The sequence below is a fragment of the Campylobacter sp. BCW_4332 genome, from assembly GCF_001763175.1.
Classification (GTDB): Bacteria; Campylobacterota; Campylobacteria; order Campylobacterales; family Campylobacteraceae; genus Campylobacter_D; species Campylobacter_D jejuni.
Window position 1 is genome coordinate 1 of record NZ_MJYF01000021.1, and the last position, 23411, is coordinate 23411.

A 23411-nucleotide genomic window follows, 5' to 3' on the forward strand; every position below is an offset into this window, starting at 1 on the left:
TAATAAAGAAAGTAAAGAAAATTCTAAAATAAGTTTTGCTAATGCTTTTTTAAAACAAAATGCTAGTAAGTTAAATGAAATTCAAAATGCAAATTCACAAACTCTAGCAAGAAGTGAAGTATTAAATTCTACTAATACAACAAATACTAGCAATAACACTAATTTTAGTATAAGTAGTAAGACAAGTTCTCCTAATTATGGTATATCTAGTGAATTTAAAAACTCTATTTATACTCTAAAATATAAACAAGCAGATATAAGTAATACTTCTACTAATACAGCCTATGGTTATAGTGTAGATAAAGATGGCTATATGGGAAGTGATTTTAACAAAGCTGCAGGACTTCCTGAAGATTTTAAGATACATAAATCTACTTTGGACGAGATATATAGGTATAATACAGATTTTAATGCTCATACAGCTAATTATTTAGGAGTAAGCAGTTATTATTCTAATATAGATATGGCAAATACTATAAAACAATATTATAACAAATTTGATGAGATATTAAATCACACTTTTAACAATGCGAATAAAACAAGTTTTACCGAAGTAGATTTAAATAGTTTACCTAAGGGTGTAAGTATGTCAGTAGGAGATTTTGATTTTGCTTCACCTTTAAATTTGGAAAGTAAAACTATAACAAATTATTACAACACCCAAGAACAATACAATGAAATAGAGCAATTAGGAATATTAGGACATATCAATACAGGCTTGCAACCATTAAATTTCACTCCACAAAGTATGCAAACTCAAAATACATCAAACAAATATATTTTTAATCCTGATATGTCAGTTTATCCACAAAATGAAGATGGAAGTTATTCTAAAGAAGCTTTATTTATGAGTTTTTTAAAATCAACAGGTGCTGATGTTTTAAAAGGTGGCAATACCACAATGAATCCTATAGTTAAATCTTTCAAAGAAGCTATGGCTAAAGAAAGCTTTGATGGATCATTAGCTTCCTTAGATGACATTATGACAGGCAAAGTTGATTTTGCAAGTTTATTAAAAGGTTATGCACAAGATGGCTGGCTTGATGCAGATATATATGCAATGGAAAAAGGAGTTGCTTGGCAAAATGCAATCATAGGTTATGGTGGAGCTTTGTTTGATAATCAGTTTAATCAAGCAAAAGCTAATGGCTGGAAAGCAAGCAGTGAAAGTATCAATTCTTATGTTGGATCTATAATGGATAGATTAAATAATCTTATAGGACAAACTAGGGTTTAGAAAAAATTTTCGATTTTTTCTTGCATTATCTTAGCATCATTGATACGATTGACTTCATCTCTAAAGGCTGAAGCGTCTTTATGCCCTTTAGAATACTCGTGTAAATGCTTGCGAAATATACTTACACCTTGATCTTTGTAGTGTTTTATCATTTCATCAAAATGAGTGAGTATGATTTCTTTTTTGAGTTTTTCATCTACACTTTTACCGCTTTTGATTTCATAAAATATCCAAGGATTTCCTACGCTTGCACGCCCTATCATGAGTCCATCACATTTTGTGATTTTATAAACTTCTTTAGCGTTTTGTGCGTTAATATCGCCATTTGCAATCACAGGAATACTAACGCTTGCTTTAGCACTGGCAATGGATTCATAATCGGCTTTTCCGCTATAAAGCTGTTTTCTTGTGCGTCCGTGGATACTTATAAAATCCACCCCCAAGCTTTCGCAAATTTTAGCCATTTTTTCAGGATATTTTTCATTAAATCCTAGTCGAAATTTCACACTTGTAAGGCTTTTTTTATTGTTTTCTTTAATTACTCCAACAAGACTTTTAAAAAGCTCTAAATTTTCTAGCAAAGCACTACCAGCGCATTGTTTAACAACTTTATTTACAGGGCAACCGCAATTAAAATCAATCCCATCTACAAAATCCATTTCATTTAGCATTTGCACTGCTTTTTTTAGCACTTCTTTATCTCCACCTGCAATTTGGACTATATAAGGATTTTCTAATTCAGCTCTTTCTAGCATATGTAGAGTTTTAGAACTTTCATAAACTAAGGCATTAGAACTTATCATTTCGCTTATGGTAATATCAGCACCAAATTTTTTTACTACATTACGAAAAGGCAGATCTGAAAAACCTGCCATAGGAGCTAAAAATAAAGGTTTTTTGCTAAAATCTATCATTGTATGAGTTGGTTTAGATTGATTTTGATATTTTTTTCACGCAAGGCTAAAAAGGCCTTAAAATCATTAAATTTCTTATCATCATTGTGAATTTGCTCTCTTAACTCATCTAAAAGTCCAAATTCAGCTAAAAGATATAAATGTGCTCTTAAAGCTTCGCTTTTTTCATTTTTAATTTTGTTAAAAATTCCTAAAATAGCATCAGGATTTAAAAGTTTAGTACTTAGTTTTGCTGCGTTAAGATAGTCTTTTTCGCTTAGTATATTGTGTGAAAGTAAAACTTCGTATTCTGCTGCACTAAGTTCTAAATTTCCTTCTTTAAAACGCTTGATAAGTGTGAGAACTTCAGAAGGCTTTTTAGGGATTTTTACATTTTTAATTTGTTCATAACTAGCTTTTTCTATAAGAGTGTTAAAGGCAATTTCTTCAAATTCATCTTTGATTTCATTAAGGTTTTTAAGTTTGCTATAGGCATAATTTGCGTCGTTTTTGAGATGATTTTTTTCATTTTGCAAATATAAAACATTGTTATTTTCGAGTTTAAATTTGCTAAGGTTAAAAAATTCGTTTTTATTTAAACCATCAATAAGATCTAAAATTTCATTGATTTTATTTGAGTGTGGAATTTTTTCATGTGTTTTTATGGTTTTAAAAAGTTGTGCCACAGCTCTAAATTCTTTCGTTTGAAAAGTAGTTTTAAGATCCTTTTCAAGGAGTAAATCTTGAGTATAAGATTCAAATTTAGCTGCATCTTTAAAAAAATGCTTAAATTTTAAATAACGCAAAAATCCATAAAATGCTATGTGTAAAACGGCTAAAATCATATAAACAAATAAAGGAATAACAAGCCATATCATAATAGGTAGTTCAAAAGTATAAGTGCTGATATTTAGAGTATAGCTTCCTAGTTCTAGATGCCAAGCAAAGGCAAAAATAAGTGCTATATAAATAAAACTTGCAAGTAAGAAGAGTTTAATTTTCATGTTTTTTTCCTTGTTCTGCAATTTGACGGCAAGTGATACAATATCTTGCGTGAGGTTTGACTTTTAGTCTTTGAGAGTCGATTTCATCATCGCAAGATTCGCAAATTCCATAAGTGCCGTTTTTGATTTTATCTAAAGAATCTTCGATTTCTATAAGTTCTTCTTTGAGATTGGTACTGATAGCAAAGTCAATTTGAGAGCCTGTTTCTATGACAGAAAAATCTACACTATCGCTTGGGACGCTATTGTGAAGAGCTTCGATTTCATTTGAATTGCTTTGCAAATTTTCTAAGATGGTTTTTTTTCTTTCTTCTAAAATATTTTTGAAATTTTGTATTTCATTTTTTTTCATTTTAAAACTTTCTATTTGTGATAAGGGTGATTGTTGTTGATGCAAAATGCACGATAAATTTGTTCTAAAAGTAAGGTTTTAACAAATTGATGTGCTAAAGTAAGTTTGCTTAATGATAGTCTAAAATCCAAACTTTGATTAAATTCTTCTCTTAAACCATAAGCACCGCCTATAAAAAAACTTAATTCATTTTTATCTTGGATGAGTTTTGCAAATTCTATACTTGTAAGTTCTTTCCCTTTTTCATCAAGAGCGATACAATAGCCTTTTTTATAAGGCATAAAAGCTTCTTCATAGCTTTTTTTTGCTTCTATGGCATTTAAATTTTGAGCTAAGGCTATTTTTTTATTAAAAACATTTATTTCTTTTAAAGTGGCGTATTTAGAAATAAGTTTAGAGTATTTCTCACTCCAAGTTTTAAATTCATCACTTTTTTGAATACAAAAGATATTAACTTGCAAATTATTTTCCACTGAAAAATTTTAGCACATCGCTAAGATATTGTTTTTGTTCTCCTCTTTCAACTATGGCATCTATAAGTCCATGTTCTAACAAGAACTCTGCTTTTTGAAAGCCTTCAGGTAAATCTGCTCCTATAGTTTGTTTAATAACTCTTGCACCAGCAAAACCGACTAAAGCTTCAGGTTCAGCGATGATTAAATCTCCAAGCCAAGCAAAAGAAGCACTTACTCCGCCCATAGTAGGATCAGTTAAAATGCTAATATAAGGAAGTTTTTCTTTGCTAAGAAGTTTAAGTGCGGCGCTAGTTTTGCTCATTTGCATCAAAGAATAAGTACTTTCTTGCATTCTAGCTCCACCGCTTGCACTTACGATGACAAGAGGGGTTTTGCTTGTGATGGCTCTTTGTACAGCTCTAACGATTTTTTCTCCTTCAACAGAACCTAAAGATCCGCCCATAAAAGAAAAATCAAATACAATAAGTTGGGTTTTTAAACCATTGATTTCACATTCTCCACTAATAACAGAACTTTTTCTACCTGTTTTACTTTCACCTTCGCTAAGGCGTTTTTTATAGGATTTGCTATCAACAAATTTTAAAGGATCTATAGCCTCTAAATTTGCATCATACTCAATAAAACTGCCTTCATCGCTTAAAAGTTTAATACGTTCATCAGCTGAAATTCTCATGTGATAATTACATTTAGGGCAAACATTAAAACAAGATTCTATTTCTTTATAATACATCAAAGCATGACAACTTTGGCATTTTACCCAGTGATTTGGAGCTTCTTTAACGCTAGGTTGTTGTCTTCTTATTTTTGAAAAAATATCTGCAAAATTCATATATTCACCTAATTATTTTTTAAAAATTTTAAGATTATATCAAAAATTTTTTTGTCTTGGCTTAGGAGAAGGAAATTTTCATTTTTTTCTATATATAAATTTTGATGAATTGTTAAAGCAGCTACTGTATCAAAAATTCGTGTTTTTCCAAGAATTAATACAAAACTAAAATACGAAGCATAAGCGAGACTTAAGGCTGTTGCGCCCAAAGAGCGAAATTTTAATTGATTTTTTGTTAAAAAATCGAGAAGTTCTGGATAAAGTGAAATTTTTTCAACTATACCTATTTTAGAAAATAGATTAGGTGTTAAGGGTGAGTATTTTGGATCGGAAAGATTAGATTTAAAAGCTTGATTGTTATTAAAAGCAAAAATTTCTTGACTGACAAGATTGCAAACAAAAGCGCTTTTTGCCTGATCTTTTTCTATGAGAGCTATAGAAGTTCCATAAAATGGTATTTTAGAAACAAAATTTGAACTTCCATCCAAAGGATCAAGAATCATTTGTTTTGGGTTATCTTTCCCGATCAAGCCACTTTCTTCAGAAAAAATTTGCCCAAAACAACTAAGGTATTTTATGAAAATTTGTTCACATTTTAAGTCAAGCTCATAGCCTTGATTTTTATCATAGCCTAATTTAGAGCAAAGTTTAAGATCATTTTGTGGGATATTGTTTAGATACTTGCGTATTTGCAAATTTGCATTCAAGCAAGCATCTAAAAATTCTTTCATTAAAAGCGTGTTCCAAGATTAAATTCAAAACTATTAGTATCATCACCTTTTTTATCATTAAGAGGTTTGGCAAATACAAGCTGTAAAGGCCCAATTGGTGTAATCCATTCAATGCCTATACCTGTACTCATTCTTTTTATTTCATCTAAATTTTTACGCCCTATCATACCATAATCAAAAAACACGCTACCACGAAGTTTGATTCTATCAATCAAAGGGAAGCTAAGTTCTACGGAATTGGCAAAAGCTATGGTTCCTCCCACTTCATCTCCCCATTGGTTTTTAGGACTTACCGTTCTGCTTTCAAAACCGCGTATCGATCTAATACCACCTAAATAAATTCTCTGATTAATTGGCAAATAGCCTTCATCCCATACTTTATAAAAACTCGCTTTATAACGATAAATAAGATCATATCCTATATAGTCTTGCAAACCTTGATAAAAGTTAAATTTAGAGCTTGATGAAATAAATTCTTGATCTCCGCCAAGTCCAGCGTATTCTAAACTAGTTGAAGCAATGATACCTGATCGTGGCAGATAATAATCATCTGTATTGTTAAAGGTGATTGCTGGAGTTATAGAGCTTTTAATACTTTTGCCAAGTTCATATCCTGTTCTTAAAAGAGTTGGACTTAAGTGATAAATATCGCTTTGTTCAAGATTATAAGTTAAGCTTACATTATAGTATCTTGCAAATTGGCGTCCAACTGTTATATCAAAGCCGTAATTTTTTTCTGAATAATTATCCCATTCATAGTCATTTGAATAAAGTGTTCCACCTAGGCTATATTGACTATCAAGAACGCGTGGATTTATGAGACTAATCCTTCCTGATAAGGTATCATCGCTTTTATCTACGCTTACAGAGCTTTTTATTCCTGAACCAAAGATATTTGTATCTGATAAAGAAGCATTAAGTAAAATACCATCGCTTGATCCATAGCCAATGCCTCCAGAAATAGCTCCTGTAGAAGCTTCTTTAACATCAACAATCAAATCAATATGTGTATCATCAACTTTTTCTTCTTTGATATTTACATCGTCAAAATAAGAAGTTCTTTTTAAAGCATTTTTTGACTCGCTTAAGTCTGTTCTATTGTATAAATTACCTTCTGTTATATATAATTCTCGGCGTATGACGCGATCTACAGTGCGTGAATTTCCTGAAATAATAACATTTCTTATATAAACTTTATCGTGAGGGATTACTTTAAATACAACGGTAGCTTCTTGAGTTTGATCATTTTTTTGAATATCAGGATAGACTTCTACAAACGCATAACCTAAATCAGCACTTTGTGTTTCTATGGTTTTAACATCTTTTCTAATGTCTTCAATATTGATAGTTTTGCCAGCGCTTGATCTTAAATCTTTTACGGTTTGTGCATTTTGTTTATCATCAAATAAAGGATTTTCTATGTTTATACTTTTAATTTTATAAGGCTTTCCTTCTTTGATAAAATAAGTCAAATTTGCTTGATAAGTATCTGTGTAGGTTTTAAGATAAGGAGGAGATACTTGAACATCTAAATATCCTTTTTTCATGTACTCATCAGCAATTCTTGAACTATCATTACTAAGCTCAAAAACTTTTAATTTTCCATCATTGCGCCCCCACATCCAACCCATAAATTCTTTTTCTTTATTGACAATTGAAGGTTCTATATCAGAATATGAAAATTTCTTGGCTCCACTTAAATGAACATTATCAATAATGATATTTTCACCACGATTTACTATAAATTCAAGCTCTAATCCATCGGTATTTTCTAAAGTCTTTTTTTTGTATTCTACAATAGTATCAAAATAACTTTTTGCTTCATAATAAGCTTTAATGCGTTCAATAGCTTCTTTTATACTTCCTTCATCAAGTAGCGTACCTCTTTTAATCCCTAAAATACTTTCAACTTGTTTTCTATCATTTGAAGCTATACCTGTGATAGTAACCTTTGCTATAGTTGGTTTTTCAGTAACTATAATTTCCAAAATTCCATTGTTGTTTTCTACTGCAATATTTTCGAAATAATTTTGTTTATAAAGATTAAGAATAGCAGTGTTGATTTTTGCAGGATTTATTTCTTCTCCTATTTTAAGCCCTGTAATATTTATGGCACTTGTATTTGATAAGTGGTTTAATCCGATAAATTTAATATCCTTAATGGTTGCTGCATTGGCTATAGCAACTAAAGCACAAATACTAATAAGATGTTTTTTCATTGATTTTTTACCTAAAGCTTTATTAAAAGCTGTATAATAGCAAAAAAAATTTAACAAAAAAACTAAGGTAGAAAGTATGAAAATAGCAATTATAGGGCTTGGGCTTATGGGTGGATCTTTAGGGCTTTGTTTGAAAGAAAATAAGCTTATTTCTTGTGTTTATGGTATGGATTTAAGTAAAGAAAATGAAAAAGATGCCCTGCGATTAGGTCTTATTCATGAGCTTATAGAATTTAAAGATTTAGCTTTATGTGATATGATTTTTGTCGCAACTCCTGTTAATGCTATTATAGAAATTTTGCAAAAGTTAGTTGATTTGCCTTCTAATGTAACAATTATAGAGCTTGGAAGTACAAAAAGAAAAATTATAGAAAGTTTGCCTAAGAATTTAATCAAACAAACTCTTTTTGCTCATCCTATGACAGGAACTGAAAATTCAGGTCCAAAAGCGGCTTTTAAAGAGCTTTATAAAGATGCAGTTTGTGTTCTTTGCGATAGTGAAATAGCTGATGATTTGCATCAAAAAAGAGCAGTAGAAATTTTTTCTCATTTAGGGATGAAAATTGTTTTTATGGATAGTAAAGCCCATGATCATCATGCTGCTATTATTTCTCATTTGCCTCATGTTATAAGTTTTTCTTTGGCTAATTTTGTAATGAAAGAAGAGGATAAAAGAAATATTGTTCATTTGGCTGGAGGATCTTTTAAAGGTATGAGCAGAATTGCCAAATCATCACCACAAATGTGGGAAAGTATTTTTTTACAAAATAAAGATAACTTATTAAGTTCTATTGATTTTTTTCAACAAGAATTAGAGAGATGTAAACAAATGATACAATTAGATAAAAACGATGAATTAAGAGAATGGATGAAACAGGCTAATACTCTAAGAGAAATTTTATAAATTTGCTAGATATTTACTGAAAATATAATAGAATTTATACTAAAAACAACAAAAACATCGAAAATTTTTAAGGAAGGTTATGGCAAAAAGAAAAGGCAAAACTTATTTATCTGTTTTAATTTTAGTTTTAATAGCAATTTTGATTTTTTTTATTTCAAGATTAAGTATTTTTGAAAAAAATCCTCCTCAAATTTTAATGCCAGATGTTGTATATACTGATCTTAAAAAACCTATTTTAGTGCATGTTAAAGATGATGAAAGTTCTATCAAAAATGTACAAATTATATTGCATAAAGACGACAATACTAGTGCAATGGTTATAGCAGATGAAAAGATTTCTAATTTAAAAGATATTACCTTACAAGTTGCTTTGCCAAAATTTGGTTACAAAGAAAATGTAAAATCTTTTGTTTTGGAGGTGATAGCTAAAGATTCTAGTTTTTGGAATTTTTTTAGTGGTAATGAAGCAAGAAAACAAATTGCGGTATTAGTAGATAATACGGCTCCAAAAATCAATATCATAAGCAATTCTTACCAAATCGAGCAAGGCGGTGCTGGGGCTGTTGTTTTCAAGGCTGATGATGCTAATTTAGATAAGGTATATATAGAGACAAATAAAGGTAAAATTTTTAAAGCTACGCCTTATATAAAACAAGGGTATTATGCAGCTTTAATTGCTTGGGATGCAAGAGATGAGGAATTTCGTGCATTTGTTATCGCTACGGATAAAGCGGGAAATATTTCAAAAGAACGTATAAGGTATTATTTTGTTAATCGTAAATATCGTGTTTCAAATATCAATCTAACGGATAAATTTTTAGATGGAAAGATTGAGAATTTAGCAAATCAATACGCTCCAAAAGATAATAATTTCAATCGTTATGAAAAATTTAAGTTTGTCAATGAAACTTTAAGAAATAGTAATGAAAAACTTATCCATGAAATCACTTCAAAAGTACCTGAGGAAAAAATTGATAATTTTGATTTGAATTTATTTTTACCTCTTAAAAATGGTATGAAAGTAGCGGATTTTGCTGATCATAGGTATTATTCTTATAATGGGCAATTTGTGAGTGATTCTTATCATATGGGGCTTGATCTAGCAAGCGTAGCACAAGCTCCTATCATAAGTAATAACGCGGGCAAGGTTGTTTTTGCTGCTGAAAATGGGATTTACGGTTTAAATTTAATTGTTTATCATGGTTTTGGTGTTTATAGTCTTTACGGGCACTGTTCTTCTAAAAATGTTGATTTAGATGAAATGATTAATAAACAAAGTATTATAGGCAAAACAGGAACAAGTGGGTTAGCCTTAGGCGATCATTTGCATTTTGGAGTTTTGGTTCAAGGAGTTGAAACGCGTCCTGAACAATGGCAAGATAAAAAATGGATAGAAAATAATATTTACAATGTTTTAAATGATGGTAAAAAGATAATTTTAGGAAAAAATTAATGAAACAATTAACTTTAGCAAAAACTGTCAAAGGCGTAGGTATAGGACTTCATAAGGGTGAACCTATAGAAATTACTTTAGAGCCTTTAGAAGCAAATAGTGGTATAGTATTTTTTAGAAGCGATCTTAATGCAAGCTATAAGGCAAGTCCTGAAAATGTGATCAATACTCAAATGGCAACTGTTTTAGGAGATGATCGTGGATTTATTTCTACAATAGAGCATTTAATGAGTGCGATTAATGCTTATGGAATCGATAATGTACGCATAGTTTTAAATGCAAATGAAGCTCCTGTTATGGATGGATCAAGTATTAGTTTTTGTATGATGCTTGATGAAGCAGGGGTAAAAGAACTTGATGCGCCTAAAAAAATTATGGTAATTAAAAAGCCTATAGAAGTAAGAGATGGTAATAAATTTGTGCGTTTAACTCCTACTAAAGAACCCCGTATTAATTACACAATTAAATTTGACAATGCTGTTATAGGTGAACAAAGTTACAATTTTGAATTTAGCAAAAAAAATTATATAGAAAACATAGCAAGGGCTAGAACTTTTGGTTTTTTAAAAGATGTTCAAGCTCTTAGGAGTATGAATTTAGCACTAGGTGGAAGTTTAGAAAATACTATAGTGGTAGATGAAAATCGTATTTTAAATCCTGAGGGTTTGCGTTTCAAAGATGAGTTTGTAAGACATAAAATTTTAGATGCAATTGGAGATTTAACTTTACTTGGATATCGTGTTTTTGGAGATTATACTTCATATGCTGGGAGTCATCATTTAAATCATTTGCTTACTAAAGAAGTTTTAAAAGATAAAGATGCTTATGAAATTGTAAGCCTTGAAAAAACAACCCAAAAAGCTTATGAAAAGGTATTTGCATAAAAACCTCTCTTTTGCTTAATGCTTTATCTAAGCCTTTAATGATCGGAATTTATCAAGATGATGAACTTATAAAAACTTATAAAAGTGAAGAAAAAGCAAGCGAATTTTTACCAAAAATTTTAGATGAATTACTTAAAGAATATGATTTTACAAGTTTAATTTATGCTAATGGTCCAGGTTCTTATATGGGGATTAAAATTTCTTATGTAAGTTTGAGTACTTTAAGTATAGTAAAAAATATTCCTTTATTTGCGGTGAGTGCTTTTGAATTAAATGGCTATAAACCCATAAGTGCAAATAAAAATTTTTGTTTTGTATATAAGGAAGGTGAAATTTGTTTAGAGCAAAATATCCCAGCAGAGTTTTTTTTACCAAAAAATTTACAAGAGCTTAAACTAAATAATGATAATCTTCCCTTTTATTTTTTAGATGCAATTTAGGATGAAATTTGAAAATTTTAGTTCCCGCTACGAGTGCGAATTTAGGGCCAGGTTTTGATTGTTTAGGACTTAGTTTAAAGCTTTTTAATGAAACTCAAATTCAAAAATCAGGTGTTTTTAGCATTAGTATTGGAGGTGAGGGCAGTGATAATATTTTTCTTAAAAAAAACAATATATTTGTAAATATTTTTTATGAAATTTATGAAAAACTAAGCGGAAAAAAAGATAATTTTCGTTTTATTTTTCAAAATAACATTCCTCTTTCAAGAGGGTTAGGAAGCTCTTCAGCTGTGATTGTTGGAGCTATTGCCAGTGCTTATTATATGAGTGGATTTAAGGTAGAAAAAGAACGTATTTTAGATGAAGCTTTAATTTACGAAAACCATCCAGATAATATCGCTCCAGCTACTCTTGGTGGTTTTGTGTGTTCTTTGGTTGAAAAAAATAAAGTTTATAGCATCAAAAAAGAGATTGATAAAGATTTAGCTGCTGTGGTTGTGATCCCAAATTTGGCAATGAGCACGGAACAATCACGCCAAGCTTTGGCCAAAAATTTAAGTTTTAATGATGCGGTTTTCAACCTTTCCCATGCTTCATTTTTAACCGCTTGTTTTTTGGAGAAAAAATATGAATTTTTAAAATTTGCAAGTCAAGATAAGCTCCATGAAATCAATCGTATGAAAAACTTACCCGAGCTTTTTGAAGTGCAAAAATTTGCCTTAGAAAATAAAGCTTTAATGAGTACGCTTTCAGGTTCGGGATCGAGCTTTTTTTCTTTAGCTTTTAAAGATGATGCTTTAGCTTTGGCAAAGAAAATGCAAACAAAATTTAAAGATTTTCGTGTGCAATATTTAGAATTTGATGATAATGGCTTTGAAATTTGCTAAAAAATATAAAAAAAAGATATAATTTTGAAAAAACATATACCAATTAGAATGTGCATAGTGTGTAAAAACCGCTTTGAGCAAAATATGTTATTTAGATTTAAAGTTGTTTTAGGAGATATTGTGCCTAAAGCAGAACATCGAAGAAGCGGATATTTATGTCAAAATTGTATTGAGAAAGAAGATAAAATCTTACAAAAAGCATTTTCTAAAATATGTAAAAATTTAAATACTAAAATTACTCAGCAAGGACTTAAGGAGATATTTTTAAATGGCAAAGATTAGAATTCATGAAATCGCAAAAGAATTAGGTTATGATAGTAAGGAAATTATTGAAAAGGCAAATGAATTAGGACTTGGAATTAAAACAGCATCAAATGCTGTAGAGCCTGAGATCGCAGCAGCTATTTATGAGTATATACAAACAAGAGAAATTCCAGAAGCTTTTAAGAAAAATATCAAAACTCCTACGGCAAAAAAGCCTAAAAAAGAAAATATAAAAGAACAAGAAAAGCTAAATGAATCTGAAAAAAAAGAACCTAAAAAAGAAGAAAAGCTTAAAAAAGAAGTTAAAAAAGAAGAATTAAAAGTTGAAAAAGAAAATGCAAAAGAGGAAGAAAAACAAGAAATTATTGATACTCATAAGCCACAAAGCCTTGCTAGTGCAACTTTAGCCAAAAGACGCGGACTTGTCATTGTTAAAAAGAAAAAAGACGAAGAAGAAATTCAAGTTAAAAAAGAAGAAGTAAAAAATTCAAATGATATATCTATCAATAATGAAGAGCGCTTAAGTTTAAAAACTATGTTTTCAAATGCTGATGAGAGTTTAAAGAAAAAGAAAAAAGAAAAAAAATCTTTTGTTGCGAGTAAAAAAGAAAGTACCGAAAAAATGAATTTTTTAGATGAACATGATTTTGGTGATATTTCTTTAGATGATGAAGATGAGGTAGTGTTACCTGATTTTAGTGTAAAAGAACAAGAAAAACCACAAAATATCAATAAAAAACAACCTAATTTTATAAGACAAGCTGTTGGAAATTCTGCGGGTTTTGGGCTTGAAGGTGGAATTCAAAGAAGAAGTCGTAAAAAACCACCTAAAAAGATTGAAAAAAAGGAAGTAGAAGAAGTAAGTAGTGTTTCTATTTCTAAAGAAATTCGTGTGTATGAATTCGCTGATAAGATAGGAAAAAGCACTAGTGAAGTGATTTCAAAACTTTTCATGCTTGGAATGATGACAACAAAAAATGATTTCTTAGATGAAGATGCGATTGAAATTTTGGCTGCTGAATTTGGTATAGAGATCAATATCATTAACGAGGCTGATGAGTTTGATTATGTAAAAGACTATGAAGAAGAGACTGATGAAAAAGATTTAGTGACTAGAGCACCTGTGATTACCATCATGGGGCATGTTGATCATGGTAAAACTTCTTTGTTAGATTATATCAGAAAATCACGCGTTGCAAGTGGTGAAGCAGGGGGTATTACTCAGCACGTGGGTGCTTATATGGTAGAAAAAAATGGACGTAAAATTACTTTTATCGATACCCCAGGTCACGAAGCTTTTACTGCTATGCGTGCAAGGGGTGCAAGTATCACTGATATTGTAATCATTGTTGTGGCCGCAGATGATGGGGTAAAACCACAAACCAAAGAAGCGATAAATCATGCCAAGGCAGCAGGTGTGCCTATTATTATTGCTATTAACAAAATGGATAAAGAAGCAGCAAATCCTGATATGGTAAAAACTCAACTCGCAGAAATGGAAATCATGCCAGTAGAATGGGGCGGATCTTATGAATTTGTAGGAGTTTCGGCTAAAACAGGAATGGGGATTGAAGATTTGCTTGAGATCGTGCTTTTACAAGCTGATATTTTAGAACTTAAAGCCAATCCAAAAAGTTTTGCTAAAGCAAGCATTATAGAAAGTTCTGTGCAAAAAGGGCGTGGTGCGGTAGCTACTATCATCGTGCAAAATGGAACACTTACTGTAGGAAGTACTGTGGTTGCAGGCGAGGCTTATGGAAAAGTGCGTGCGATGAGTGATGATCAAGGTAAAGCTTTAAAAGAAATCAAACCAGGTGAATGTGGGGTTATCGTAGGGCTTAGCGAAGTAGCAGATGCAGGTGAAATTTTAATTGCAGTAAAAACCGATAAAGAAGCAAGAGAATACGCTAATAAACGCCACGAATACAACCGCCAAAAAGAACTTAGCAAATCTACTAAAGTTAGCATTGATGAGCTTGGAGCTAAGATCAAAGAAGGCAATCTAAAAGCCTTGCCTGTTATTTTAAAAGCTGATGTACAAGGATCTTTAGAGGCCTTAAAAGCAAGTTTAGAAAAACTTAGAAATGATGAGATTAAAGTGAATATCATTCATAGCGGAGTAGGTGGAATCACACAAAGTGATATAGAGCTTGCAAGTGCGAGTGAAAACTCTATCGTACTAGGTTTTAACATACGCCCAACAGGGGAAGTTAAAGAGCGTGCCAAGGATAAAGGCGTAGAAATTAAAACCTATAATGTGATTTATAATCTTTTAGATGATGTAAAAGCCTTACTTGGTGGTATGATGAGTCCGATTATTTCTGAAGAGCAATTAGGACAAGCAGAGATTAGACAAGTGATCAATGTACCAAAAATCGGACAAATCGCAGGTTGTATGGTAACTGAAGGGGTGATTAATCGTGGAGCTAAAATTCGCCTTATCCGTGATGGAGTTGTGGTTTATGAAGGAAATGTAAGCTCGCTTAAACGCTTTAAAGATGATGCTAAAGAAGTGGCAAAAGGTTATGAGTGTGGCGTAGGTATAGAAGGGTGTGATGATATGAGAGTGGGTGATTATATAGAAAGCTATAAAGAAGTAGAGGAACAAGCAAGTCTATGAACCCAAGTGAGATTAAAAAACTACGCACTGAAAGTATCTTAAAAGAGCTAATCCCTGAAGCTTTAGCAAATTTAGATGACGAAAATTTGAAAAATTTGTGTGTAGTGGATGTAGAGTGCAAAAAAGGCAGATATGATGCTTTTGTGTATCTTGATAAGATGTTTTTTAATGTTCATGAGCAAGAAAAAATTTTATCTTCTTTAAAAAAGGCAAGTAGGGCTTTGCAAAATTACTGCATGAGTGAGCAAGGGTGGTATAGATGTCCGAATTTTCACTTTAAATTTGATGATAGACTTGAGTATCAAAACCACATGGATGCACTTTTTGAAAAAATAAAAAAGGATAAAAATGAATCTTGAAGCCCTTTGCAAAGAAGCAGAACTTAGCTTTTATGATGATGAGCTAGTAAGTGAAAATGGTAAAAAAATTTATAGAATTTATGTGCAAAAAGAAGGTGGGGTAAATCTTGATGATTGTGCAAGGCTTAGTGAAATTTTATCGCCTATTTTTGATGTAGAACCACCTGTAAATGGGGAGTATTTTTTAGAAGTATCTTCACCAGGACTTGAAAGAAAACTGAGTAAGATAGAACACTTTGCTAAAAGTATAGGTGAACTTGTGAAGATCACAACCAATGAAAAAGAAAAATTCGAAGCAAAAATCATTGCTGTAGATGATGAAAATATCACTTTAGAAAATTTAGAAAATAAAGAAAAAACTACTATAAATTTTAATGATATAAAAAAAGCTAGAACCTTTGTGGAGTGGCAAGAAATCTAAATATGATTTAAAAATAGCATAATTTAAGGATTTTTGTAATGTGGAATTTAGATGAAAAAAAATTACAAGAAATGCATGATGGCTTTTTAAATTTTCAAGAAGTATGGACTTTAGAAAAAGTTAAAAATATGACTCTTGAAGAATATACTAACATTAAAAAAGATAATCCAAATAGAGATGATTTTACTTTTTGGATAGAAAGCAAATTGGACAATCTAGGAAGTATTTGGGGTGGCTCAGCTTTTAAATTTGGTATATATAAAAGAAATGATGAAAGTCAGAAAGAATCTTCTAATGGTAGATTATATAGTCAAAATTATGCTTGGATTGCTAAATATGGCAATAATGAAAATGAAGCATTTAATAATATAAAAGAAAAAATCATACAAATAATACAAGCAAGTCAAGATAATAACTTAGAAGCTATAGAAAAAATAGATTTTGGGGATGCAATTAAATGGAAAATAGCTTTTCATTATCAAGATGTAGAAAATATAAAAATAATTAATATTTTTTCAAAAAATGTTTTAGATTTAGTATCTTTGAATGAATTTAAAGAAAAATTAAAAATATATCAAATACATAAAAAATTATTAGAGAATAAAAATTTATCATTAGTTAAAATGATAGAAAATATAGCTATTCCTTTATGGAATAAATATGGCATGGATAGTCAAAATTATATAGATAAAATGAAAAATTTATTTAGTGAATATTTAAATAAAAAGAAATTAGATAAAAATACTATAAATAAATATATTCAAGTTATAGAAAATATATCAAAAGAATTTTTAAAAGAAAATCTATATAGTTGTGATTTATTTAGTTTTGATCAAAATATAAATAAATTAAATAAAAATGAAGAATTTAAGTTAAAAAACAGCAATGGATACAATATGTATTCTAGTGCATTGAATTGTTATAGAGTTTTTTTGATTGATTATTATGAACAAGATATTTTTATAACTGAAAGAGTGCAATCCGAGGAATCAAATATGAAAATTATACCCTTAAATCAAATTCTTTATGGACCTCCGGGTACAGGAAAAACTTATCATACTATAGATAAAGCTTTGGAAATTTTGGGCGAAAATTTAGAAAGTAGAGATGACAAAAAAGCAAAATTTGATGAGTATGTAAGAAAGGGACAAATAGTATTTACTACTTTCCATCAAAGCTATGGATATGAAGAATTTGTAGAAGGTATAAAGCCTCGCATAGATAGTGAAGAAAATTCTAAAGAAATAAAATATGAAATAAAATATGGAATTTTTAAAGAGCTTTGTCAAAAAGCTTTAGAAAATTATAAAGCATCTTTATTAACGCAAGAAGAATTTGCAAAGAATGAAGATTTAGAAAATAAAATAGAAATTTTTTTAGATGAATTAGTAGATCAACAAAAATTTATAGAAAAAACTCAAAGTGGTGGATTTAGATTAGAAGAATATAATGAAAAATATAGAATTATTACAGATGATACTAATGCAAATTTATATTTAAATTTAGAAATCTTTAAAACGCTTTTGGAAAATAAAGATAAGATTATAAACGGAAGAAGCATTAGGCAAATTTTAAATAATAAACATAGAAGACAAATTGATAGTTACTATTTTCAATTAGTTAAATTGTTTAAAGAACGAGAACAAAATTATAAAATAGATAATAATTCTAGTAAAAAGCCAGATTTAAAATTTTACATAATCATCATAGATGAGATTAATCGTGGTAATGTGAGTAAGATTTTTGGTGAGCTTATCACCTTGATAGAACCTAGTAAAAGGATAGGTGAAAAAGAAGAGTTAAAAGTGACTTTGCCTTATAGCGGTGAAAAATTTGGAGTGCCTAAAAATGTTTATATCATAGGCACTATGAATACAGCCGATAGAAGCATAACTTCTCTTGATACAGCTTTGCGAAGAAGATTTGAATTTGTAGAGATGATGCCTGATGTGAGCAAATTATCTATGGATTGCGAAGGTATTAATTTACAAGAATTATTAAAAGCTATAAACACTCGTATAGAATATTTACTAGATAGAGAAAAAACCATAGGTCATGCATTTTTTATAGGTGTTGAAAATTTAAATGATTTAAAAAGTATTTTTCAAAACAAAATTATCCCGCTTTTGCAAGAGTATTTTTATAATGATTATGCTTTGATTAATGCGGTTTTAAATGATAATGGTATGATTTTTGAAGATAAAAAAGATGATAAATATCTTCAAAAAATAAAAAATCTAGATAGTATTAATAGCGAGAGAAGTATTTATAATATTGCTTCATTTGATGATAAAATTTGGGATAAAATAGAAATATATCAAGCAATTTATAATGATGAAATAGCAAATAAATTAAAAAACGAAAATGAATAGCACTTTTTCTATCATTGAACACCAAGCTTTTTCTAAAGAAGATTTAAAAGAAATTTTCAAAGAAAAAGCTGAAAGATTTTATAAAGAATTAGAAGACTTTGCAAAAAACAATGAAAGTCTTTTAGGCTTTAAAAATAAAAACGCCCTAAAAGCTAAAAATTATGTCGGCATTATACAGACTAAAAGTGGGGTTTTGGAGATCTTGCCAAAATGCACGAATTTAGATAGCTATAAAAAAGAAGATAGCTCTTCAAATCACGATAAAGAAAAACTAAAAAGATACTATGAATTAGACAATATTTCTAAAAATAATGATTTTTATGAAAAAGATTTTAAATTTAATCCCAAAAATCTTTTGATAAATATGCTAAAAACCTTAAAAAACTCCCCCTTTAAAAAATCGCAAATTTCATCTTTGCAAAGTTCTAAAATTCCTTTATTTGAAGTGTTTATCACTATGTTTTTAGATGAATTTGATAGCGTATATAAAAAAGGCTTGATGAGATCTTATCTAAGTTGCGAAGAAAATAGGGCTTTTTTAAAGGGAAAATTATTATTTAACGAGTATATCAAGCGAAATTTGATACACAAAGAAAGATTTTTTACAAGCAATGATGAATTTGTTTTAGATATAGCACCCAATCGTTTGATAAAATCAACGCTAAATTTTTTAAAATCCAAAACAAGTTTGAATAAATTTAGACTTATAAAAGCTATGCAAATGCTTGATGAGGTAGAATTTTCTAAAAATTATGAAAAAGATTTTAGTTATAAAATTTCAAGACATTTTGATTATTATGAAAACTTGCTTTTGTGGTGTAAAATTTTCTTAAAAAATGAAAGTTTTATGCCTTATCATGGTAAAAATGAAGCTTTTGCTTTGCTTTTTCCTATGGAGAAAATTTTTGAAGATTATGTAGCTTATATGCTAAAAAAAGTAAATCCAACTCAAGATATTAAAGTTCAAAACAATGGAAAGTATTTAATCTCAAAAAATGATGAAAATTGTTTCATGTTAAAGCCTGATTTATATATAGAAAATAAAACGATCTTAGATACCAAATGGAAAATTCCAAATGATAGTGAAGATGAGAAAAAACAGGGTATAGAACAAAGCGATTTGTATCAAATGTTTGCTTATGCTTGCAAATTTAAAATTTATGATATTAAACTTGTGTATCCTTTATGTGAAAAAACTCAAGATTTACAAAGAAAAATCGCAGAAAAATTTTTTGTTTTTAAGGCAAGCGAACATTTGTATTTTAAAGAACAAGGGCAAAAAGATATAAAAGTGCAAGTGTTATTCGCACCTTTACCTTTTTAAAAATTTTCCTATCAAATGCACTAAAAAACCAAAACAAGCTACAGCTATGATGCAAGCACCGCTTGAGAGATTAAGATAATAGCTAAGTATAAGTCCTAAAATACAAAAAATCATACTTAAAAAACTTGCCAAAATCATGATAAAGCCAAGTCTTTTAGTGAAATTTTCAGCAATAAAGCTTGGGATACTAAGTAAAGCCATAACCAAAATAAGCCCTACAAGGCGTATAGAAATAACTATACAAAAAGCCATAAGGGCGATTAAAAGATAATGAAAAAAACTTGTATTGATACCACGAACTTTTGCAAATTCCGCATCAAAGCTTAATGCTTCAAATTGTCTATAAAATAAAAAGATCAAAAGTACCACCACGCTATCAACCAAAGCCATAAGCCATAAATCTTGCGTTCCTACAGCTAAAATACTTCCAAAAAGATAAGCCATTAAATCTGTGTTATAACTAGGGCTTAAATCGATTAAAATAATCCCAACAGCCATTCCAAAAGCCCAGATTACAGCGATAATACTATCGCTTCTGTGTTCATAGTGTTTAGCTAAAAAAGCTACTAAAAAAGCCAAAAATAAAGTAAATATTCCCGTGCTTAATAAAATAGGTAAAGAGAAATAAAAAGCTATACCTATACCACCAAAAGCCCCATGTGTTATACCTCCAGCCATAGAAAAAAGGCGATTTATCATCACCAAAGTACCTATGATCCCACAAGCTATACTGACTAAAATCGCTCCTAGTAAAGCGTTTTGAAAAAAGGTGAAATTTAAAATTTCAAGCATTATTTTCCTTTGAAAATTTTAAACAAAAATTTTCTTTTTTAAATTCTGTTTTTTTCAAATTTCTTCTTGTAAATTCTTGTTCGCATAGTTTTTTACTATCGCAATTTTCTTCATCGCAAAAACAAGTATTTAAACTCATTTCTACATCACAAAAATGAGAGTGGTTTTCGTATAAGTGTTTTAAAAATAAACTTTTTTCTTTTTCTTTAGTGTTGGTATGCAAGAAAAGTTCTTTGTTTAAATGTGCAATTTTATTGCTATAAGCTAATACAAGGTTGATATCGTGACAAATGAGTAAAATTCCCATACCTTTTTGGTGCAAGGAGCTTAGAAGTTTAAAAATTTGTATAGCAGATTTGTTATCAACGCTTGCGGTAGGTTCATCTAAAATAAGCATCTTACATTCACTAGCTAAGGCTCTTGCGATAAAAACACGTTGTCTTTGTCCCCCGCTTAGAGAATCAATTGTTTTGTTCCAAAATTTTTCCATTCCTACGCTTCTTAAAGCTTGCATAGCTTTTTCTTTATCTTTTTTCCCATAAAAACCAAAAATTTTTTTACTTACAAGTCCCATAAGAACGATTTCAAGTACTCTTGGACAAAAATTAGGATTGGCTAGAGTGTGTTGAGGAACATAGCCTATTTCTTTTCTTTGAAGAGCTTTGAAATGGATTTTATTTTTGGATTTTAAAAGTCCTAAGATAAGTTTTACGAGTGTTGATTTTCCTGCACCATTTGGACCTATGATAGAGAGAAAGTCTTTATTGTCGTAGCTAAGATTGATGTTTTTTAAGATGATTTCATTATCATAAGCGTAGTTTAGATTAGAAATTTCAAAAAAAAGCATCAAAAAGCCTGATTATAAATTATGAGAAAAGGCATCAGCAGTTTTTAAAAGCTCGTTTTCCCAATCATAAGATAAATGATCTATTTTGTAAATTTTTGCATCACATTCTTTAGCAAGTGTTTTTGCCGCATTTTCAGGGAAACCATTTTGAACAAAAATGACTTTTAAATTTTTATCTTTCATTAGAGTGATAAGTTTTTGCAAATCTTTGCTTTTTGGTTCTTTGCCTAAAATTTCTACAGGAATTTGCGTAAGATTATAGCGTTTTGCAAAATATGTCCAAGAAGGATGATAAACTACAAATTCTCTATTTTTTAATTTTTCTAATTTTGAGGCAATTTGTAAATTTAAACTATCTAATTCTGCTAAAAATTTATCTAAATTTTGTTTATATAAATTTTTATTTTGTGGATATTTTTGAATTAAGGTGTCATAAATATTTAAAGCCATAGTTTGGACTAAAATAGGATCTAGCCAAGTATGAGGATCAAAATACTCATGTTCGTGGTGTTCATGCTCATGAGAGTGTTCGTGTGTATCATGAGTTTGAATCAAAGCTATGTTTTTTTGCATATTTACAACTTGAAGTTTTGGAAAATTTTGTTTAAATTTATCCGTAAAAACTTTTTCAAATTCTAAGCCTATGGTGAAATAAATATCACTTTTTTCAAGTTTTTTCATAGTGCTTGGTTTAAATTCAAAATTATGCTCATTGCTATTTGGAGGTAAGATAACATTGACATCTAGAGTATTTGCGGCTATTTTTTTAACAAAAAATGCTTGAGGTGCTATACTGACACTAACTAAATTGCTGTTATTATTTTGATCTTGTTCGAAGTTTTTAGCTTGCGTGAAAGTATAAAATATCCCTAAAGATAAGATAAATAATATAATTTTTTTCAAAATATTTCCTTTGATATAAATTTTTTTAAATTATAACGATATTAAGCTTAATACATAGAATTTTCGAAGCGATATTTATTTAAATAAAAATAATAAATATAAATTAATTTAATATTAATTAAATTAATTTTTTATAACTTTTAAATTTAAGTAAAAATTTAAATTTTTTAATTTATAATTCTAAAACTTTATGTAGATATCCCTATAAAATAATATTAGAAAGGAGCGCTTAAATTATGAAAAGCGTAAAATTGAAGGTTTCACTGATTGCAAATTTAATCGCAGTAGTGTGTTTGATAATTTTAGGTGTTGTAACATTTATATTTGTAAAGCAAGCAATTTTTCATGAAGTTGTGAATGCTGAAATAAATTATGTTAAAACGGCTAAAAATTCTATAGAGTCTTTTAAGGCAAGAAATTCTTTAGCTCTTGAAAGTTTAGCTAAAAGTATTTTAAAGCATCCTGTAGAACAGTTAGATAGTCAAGATGCTTTAATGCATTATGTTGGAAAAGATTTAAAGAATTTTAGAGATGCTGGAAGATTCTTAGCAGTTTATATTGCTCAACCAAATGGTGAACTTGTTGTAACCGATCCAGACTCTGATGCTAAAAATTTAGATTTTGGAACTTATGGAAAAGCTGATAATTATGATGCTAGAACAAGAGAGTATTATATAGAAGCAGTTAAAACAAATAAACTTTATATTACCCCATCTTATATTGATGTAACTACAAATTTACCTTGCTTTACATATTCTATTCCGCTTTATAAAGATGGTAAATTTATAGGAGTTTTGGCCGTAGATGTTCTTGCGGCAGATTTGCAAGCCGAATTTGAAAATTTACCAGGTAGAACTTTTGTATTTGATGAAGAAAATAAAGTATTTGTTTCTACAGACAAAGCTCTTTTACAACAAGGTTATGATATTAGTACAATTGCAAATCTTGCAAAAACCAAGAAAGATTTTGAACCTTTTGAGTATACTAGACCAAAAGATAATAGTGAAAGATTTGCTGTGTGTGCAAAAGTTTCTGGAATTTATACTGCTTGCGTTGGAGAACCAGTAGAACAAATAGAAGCTCCAGTTTATAAAATTGCATTTATACAAACTGCGATTGTTATTTTTACAAGTATTATTAGCGTCATCCTCCTTTATTTCATCGTATCAAAATACCTCTCTCCACTTGCAGCTATCCAAA

General features: G+C 29.6%; 23 protein-coding genes. 13 read left to right on the top strand and 10 right to left on the bottom strand.

What is annotated here, in order from left to right:
* Positions 1 to 1237: Cj0814 family flagellar-dependent secreted protein (locus tag AJN64_RS01490; protein WP_070292573.1), on the top strand; the 1237-nt coding region annotated here is incomplete at its 5' end.
* Here the strand turns inward: AJN64_RS01490 and AJN64_RS01495 are convergent.
* The 7 genes from AJN64_RS01495 to bamA are packed head-to-tail and all read right to left on the bottom strand — an operon-like array spanning position 1234 to position 7741.
* Entirely contained in the window at positions 1234 to 2151 is a 918-nt protein-coding gene (locus AJN64_RS01495) for a tRNA dihydrouridine synthase (protein ID WP_053872322.1), read from the bottom strand. The two genes, AJN64_RS01490 and AJN64_RS01495, sit on opposite strands and share 4 nt — an antisense overlap.
* Positions 2148 to 3134 (bottom strand): hypothetical protein, encoded by a 987-nt coding sequence (locus AJN64_RS01500; RefSeq protein ID WP_053872323.1) that lies wholly within the window; start codon positions 3132 to 3134, stop codon positions 2148 to 2150. The genes AJN64_RS01495 and AJN64_RS01500 overlap by 4 nt, the downstream gene beginning before the upstream one ends.
* On the bottom strand, positions 3124 to 3486 hold the full coding sequence (dksA, locus tag AJN64_RS01505) for a molecular chaperone DnaK suppressor DksA (RefSeq protein ID WP_053872324.1): 363 nt from the start codon (positions 3484 to 3486) through the stop codon (positions 3124 to 3126). Before dksA ends, AJN64_RS01500 begins: the two co-directional genes overlap by 11 nt.
* Before the next feature lie 11 nt (positions 3487 to 3497).
* Entirely contained in the window at positions 3498 to 3947 is a 450-nt protein-coding gene (locus AJN64_RS01510) for a 23S rRNA (pseudouridine(1915)-N(3))-methyltransferase RlmH (RefSeq protein ID WP_002870404.1), read from the bottom strand.
* A 1-nt stretch (position 3948) separates the two neighbouring features.
* Entirely contained in the window at positions 3949 to 4791 is an 843-nt protein-coding gene (gene accD / locus AJN64_RS01515) for an acetyl-CoA carboxylase, carboxyltransferase subunit beta (protein ID WP_070240289.1), read from the bottom strand.
* A gap of 8 nt (positions 4792 to 4799) precedes the next feature.
* Positions 4800 to 5522, bottom strand: a complete 723-nt coding sequence (locus AJN64_RS01520; RefSeq protein ID WP_002870405.1) for an inositol monophosphatase family protein — start codon at positions 5520 to 5522, stop codon at positions 4800 to 4802.
* Positions 5522 to 7741, bottom strand: coding sequence for an outer membrane protein assembly factor BamA (bamA, locus tag AJN64_RS01525; RefSeq protein ID WP_070240291.1), 2220 nt, complete (start codon positions 7739 to 7741; stop codon positions 5522 to 5524). Before bamA ends, AJN64_RS01520 begins: the two co-directional genes overlap by 1 nt.
* Positions 7742 to 7817: 76 nt before the next feature.
* On the opposite strand from bamA, the gene AJN64_RS01530 reads away from it, so the two are divergent.
* The 11 genes from AJN64_RS01530 to AJN64_RS01580 all read left to right on the top strand — a co-directional run bounded on the left by AJN64_RS01530 (position 7818) and on the right by AJN64_RS01580 (position 19669).
* Complete coding sequence (locus AJN64_RS01530; protein ID WP_002860956.1) at positions 7818 to 8645, top strand: prephenate dehydrogenase; 828 nt, start codon at positions 7818 to 7820, stop codon at positions 8643 to 8645.
* 79 nt (positions 8646 to 8724) lie between these two features.
* Positions 8725 to 10098: a M23 family metallopeptidase gene (locus tag AJN64_RS01535; protein ID WP_052858945.1), complete on the top strand. Its 1374-nt coding sequence runs from the start codon at positions 8725 to 8727 to the stop codon at positions 10096 to 10098.
* Positions 10098 to 10982, top strand: a complete 885-nt coding sequence (gene lpxC / locus AJN64_RS01540; protein ID WP_002859351.1) for a UDP-3-O-acyl-N-acetylglucosamine deacetylase — start codon at positions 10098 to 10100, stop codon at positions 10980 to 10982. Before AJN64_RS01535 ends, lpxC begins: the two co-directional genes overlap by 1 nt.
* A gap of 38 nt (positions 10983 to 11020) precedes the next feature.
* On the top strand, positions 11021 to 11422 hold the full coding sequence (locus AJN64_RS01545; RefSeq protein ID WP_032599159.1) for a tRNA threonylcarbamoyladenosine biosynthesis protein TsaB: 402 nt from the start codon (positions 11021 to 11023) through the stop codon (positions 11420 to 11422).
* Between the two features lie 8 nt (positions 11423 to 11430).
* Positions 11431 to 12309, top strand: coding sequence for a homoserine kinase (thrB, locus tag AJN64_RS01550; protein WP_002857455.1), 879 nt, complete (start codon positions 11431 to 11433; stop codon positions 12307 to 12309).
* 24 nt (positions 12310 to 12333) lie between these two features.
* Positions 12334 to 12591, top strand: a complete 258-nt coding sequence (locus AJN64_RS01555) for a YlxR family protein (protein WP_083271906.1) — start codon at positions 12334 to 12336, stop codon at positions 12589 to 12591.
* On the top strand, positions 12578 to 15193 hold the full coding sequence (gene infB / locus AJN64_RS01560) for a translation initiation factor IF-2 (RefSeq protein ID WP_052858947.1): 2616 nt from the start codon (positions 12578 to 12580) through the stop codon (positions 15191 to 15193). The genes AJN64_RS01555 and infB overlap by 14 nt, the downstream gene beginning before the upstream one ends.
* Positions 15190 to 15552: a 30S ribosome-binding factor RbfA gene (rbfA, locus tag AJN64_RS01565; protein WP_002778650.1), complete on the top strand. Its 363-nt coding sequence runs from the start codon at positions 15190 to 15192 to the stop codon at positions 15550 to 15552. The genes infB and rbfA overlap by 4 nt, the downstream gene beginning before the upstream one ends.
* Positions 15542 to 15973, top strand: coding sequence for a ribosome maturation factor RimP (rimP, locus tag AJN64_RS01570; protein ID WP_044794426.1), 432 nt, complete (start codon positions 15542 to 15544; stop codon positions 15971 to 15973). The genes rbfA and rimP overlap by 11 nt, the downstream gene beginning before the upstream one ends.
* 38 nt (positions 15974 to 16011) lie before the next feature.
* The gene (locus AJN64_RS01575; RefSeq protein ID WP_070292574.1) at positions 16012 to 18345 is read left to right on the top strand and encodes an McrB family protein; all 2334 of its coding nucleotides are present in this window, start codon (positions 16012 to 16014) and stop codon (positions 18343 to 18345) included.
* Complete coding sequence (locus tag AJN64_RS01580) at positions 18338 to 19669, top strand: McrC family protein (protein WP_070292575.1); 1332 nt, start codon at positions 18338 to 18340, stop codon at positions 19667 to 19669. The genes AJN64_RS01575 and AJN64_RS01580 overlap by 8 nt, the downstream gene beginning before the upstream one ends.
* On the opposite strand, the gene AJN64_RS01585 is transcribed toward AJN64_RS01580, so the two are convergent.
* The 3 genes from AJN64_RS01585 to AJN64_RS01595 are packed head-to-tail and all read right to left on the bottom strand — an operon-like array spanning position 19658 to position 22211.
* Positions 19658 to 20461, bottom strand: coding sequence for a metal ABC transporter permease (locus AJN64_RS01585; protein WP_070274795.1), 804 nt, complete (start codon positions 20459 to 20461; stop codon positions 19658 to 19660). The two genes, AJN64_RS01580 and AJN64_RS01585, sit on opposite strands and share 12 nt — an antisense overlap.
* Positions 20454 to 21308: an ABC transporter ATP-binding protein gene (locus AJN64_RS01590; protein ID WP_070292576.1), complete on the bottom strand. Its 855-nt coding sequence runs from the start codon at positions 21306 to 21308 to the stop codon at positions 20454 to 20456. The genes AJN64_RS01585 and AJN64_RS01590 overlap by 8 nt, the downstream gene beginning before the upstream one ends.
* A 12-nt stretch (positions 21309 to 21320) precedes the next feature.
* Positions 21321 to 22211 carry a metal ABC transporter solute-binding protein, Zn/Mn family gene (locus AJN64_RS01595; protein ID WP_070274793.1) on the bottom strand — a complete coding sequence of 297 codons (891 nt, stop codon included), beginning with the start codon at positions 22209 to 22211 and terminating at the stop codon, positions 21321 to 21323.
* A gap of 236 nt (positions 22212 to 22447) precedes the next feature.
* On the opposite strand from AJN64_RS01595, the gene AJN64_RS01600 reads away from it, so the two are divergent.
* Positions 22448 to 23411 (top strand): cache domain-containing protein (locus AJN64_RS01600; RefSeq protein WP_214283866.1); only part of this gene is annotated, 964 nt, incomplete at its 3' end.

Excerpts from the sequence above, each read along its gene's own strand:
- AJN64_RS01495 (WP_053872322.1), bottom strand. The coding sequence starts at position 2,151 with ATGATAGATTTTAGCAAAAAACCTTTATTTTTAGCTCCTATGGCAGGT.
- AJN64_RS01500 (WP_053872323.1), bottom strand. The coding sequence starts at position 3,134 with ATGAAAATTAAACTCTTCTTACTTGCAAGTTTTATTTATATAGCACTT.
- dksA (WP_053872324.1), bottom strand. The coding sequence starts at position 3,486 with ATGAAAAAAAATGAAATACAAAATTTCAAAAATATTTTAGAAGAAAGA.
- accD (WP_070240289.1), bottom strand. The coding sequence starts at position 4,791 with ATGAATTTTGCAGATATTTTTTCAAAAATAAGAAGACAACAACCTAGC.
- AJN64_RS01520 (WP_002870405.1), bottom strand. The coding sequence starts at position 5,522 with ATGAAAGAATTTTTAGATGCTTGCTTGAATGCAAATTTGCAAATACGC.
- bamA (WP_070240291.1), bottom strand. The coding sequence starts at position 7,741 with ATGAAAAAACATCTTATTAGTATTTGTGCTTTAGTTGCTATAGCCAAT.
- AJN64_RS01530 (WP_002860956.1), top strand. The coding sequence starts at position 7,818 with ATGAAAATAGCAATTATAGGGCTTGGGCTTATGGGTGGATCTTTAGGG.
- AJN64_RS01535 (WP_052858945.1), top strand. The coding sequence starts at position 8,725 with ATGGCAAAAAGAAAAGGCAAAACTTATTTATCTGTTTTAATTTTAGTT.
- lpxC (WP_002859351.1), top strand. The coding sequence starts at position 10,098 with ATGAAACAATTAACTTTAGCAAAAACTGTCAAAGGCGTAGGTATAGGA.
- AJN64_RS01545 (WP_032599159.1), top strand. The coding sequence starts at position 11,021 with ATGATCGGAATTTATCAAGATGATGAACTTATAAAAACTTATAAAAGT.
- infB (WP_052858947.1), top strand. The coding sequence starts at position 12,578 with ATGGCAAAGATTAGAATTCATGAAATCGCAAAAGAATTAGGTTATGAT.
- rbfA (WP_002778650.1), top strand. The coding sequence starts at position 15,190 with ATGAACCCAAGTGAGATTAAAAAACTACGCACTGAAAGTATCTTAAAA.
- rimP (WP_044794426.1), top strand. The coding sequence starts at position 15,542 with ATGAATCTTGAAGCCCTTTGCAAAGAAGCAGAACTTAGCTTTTATGAT.
- AJN64_RS01575 (WP_070292574.1), top strand. The coding sequence starts at position 16,012 with ATGTGGAATTTAGATGAAAAAAAATTACAAGAAATGCATGATGGCTTT.
- AJN64_RS01580 (WP_070292575.1), top strand. The coding sequence starts at position 18,338 with ATGAATAGCACTTTTTCTATCATTGAACACCAAGCTTTTTCTAAAGAA.
- AJN64_RS01585 (WP_070274795.1), bottom strand. The coding sequence starts at position 20,461 with ATGCTTGAAATTTTAAATTTCACCTTTTTTCAAAACGCTTTACTAGGA.
- AJN64_RS01590 (WP_070292576.1), bottom strand. The coding sequence starts at position 21,308 with ATGCTTTTTTTTGAAATTTCTAATCTAAACTACGCTTATGATAATGAA.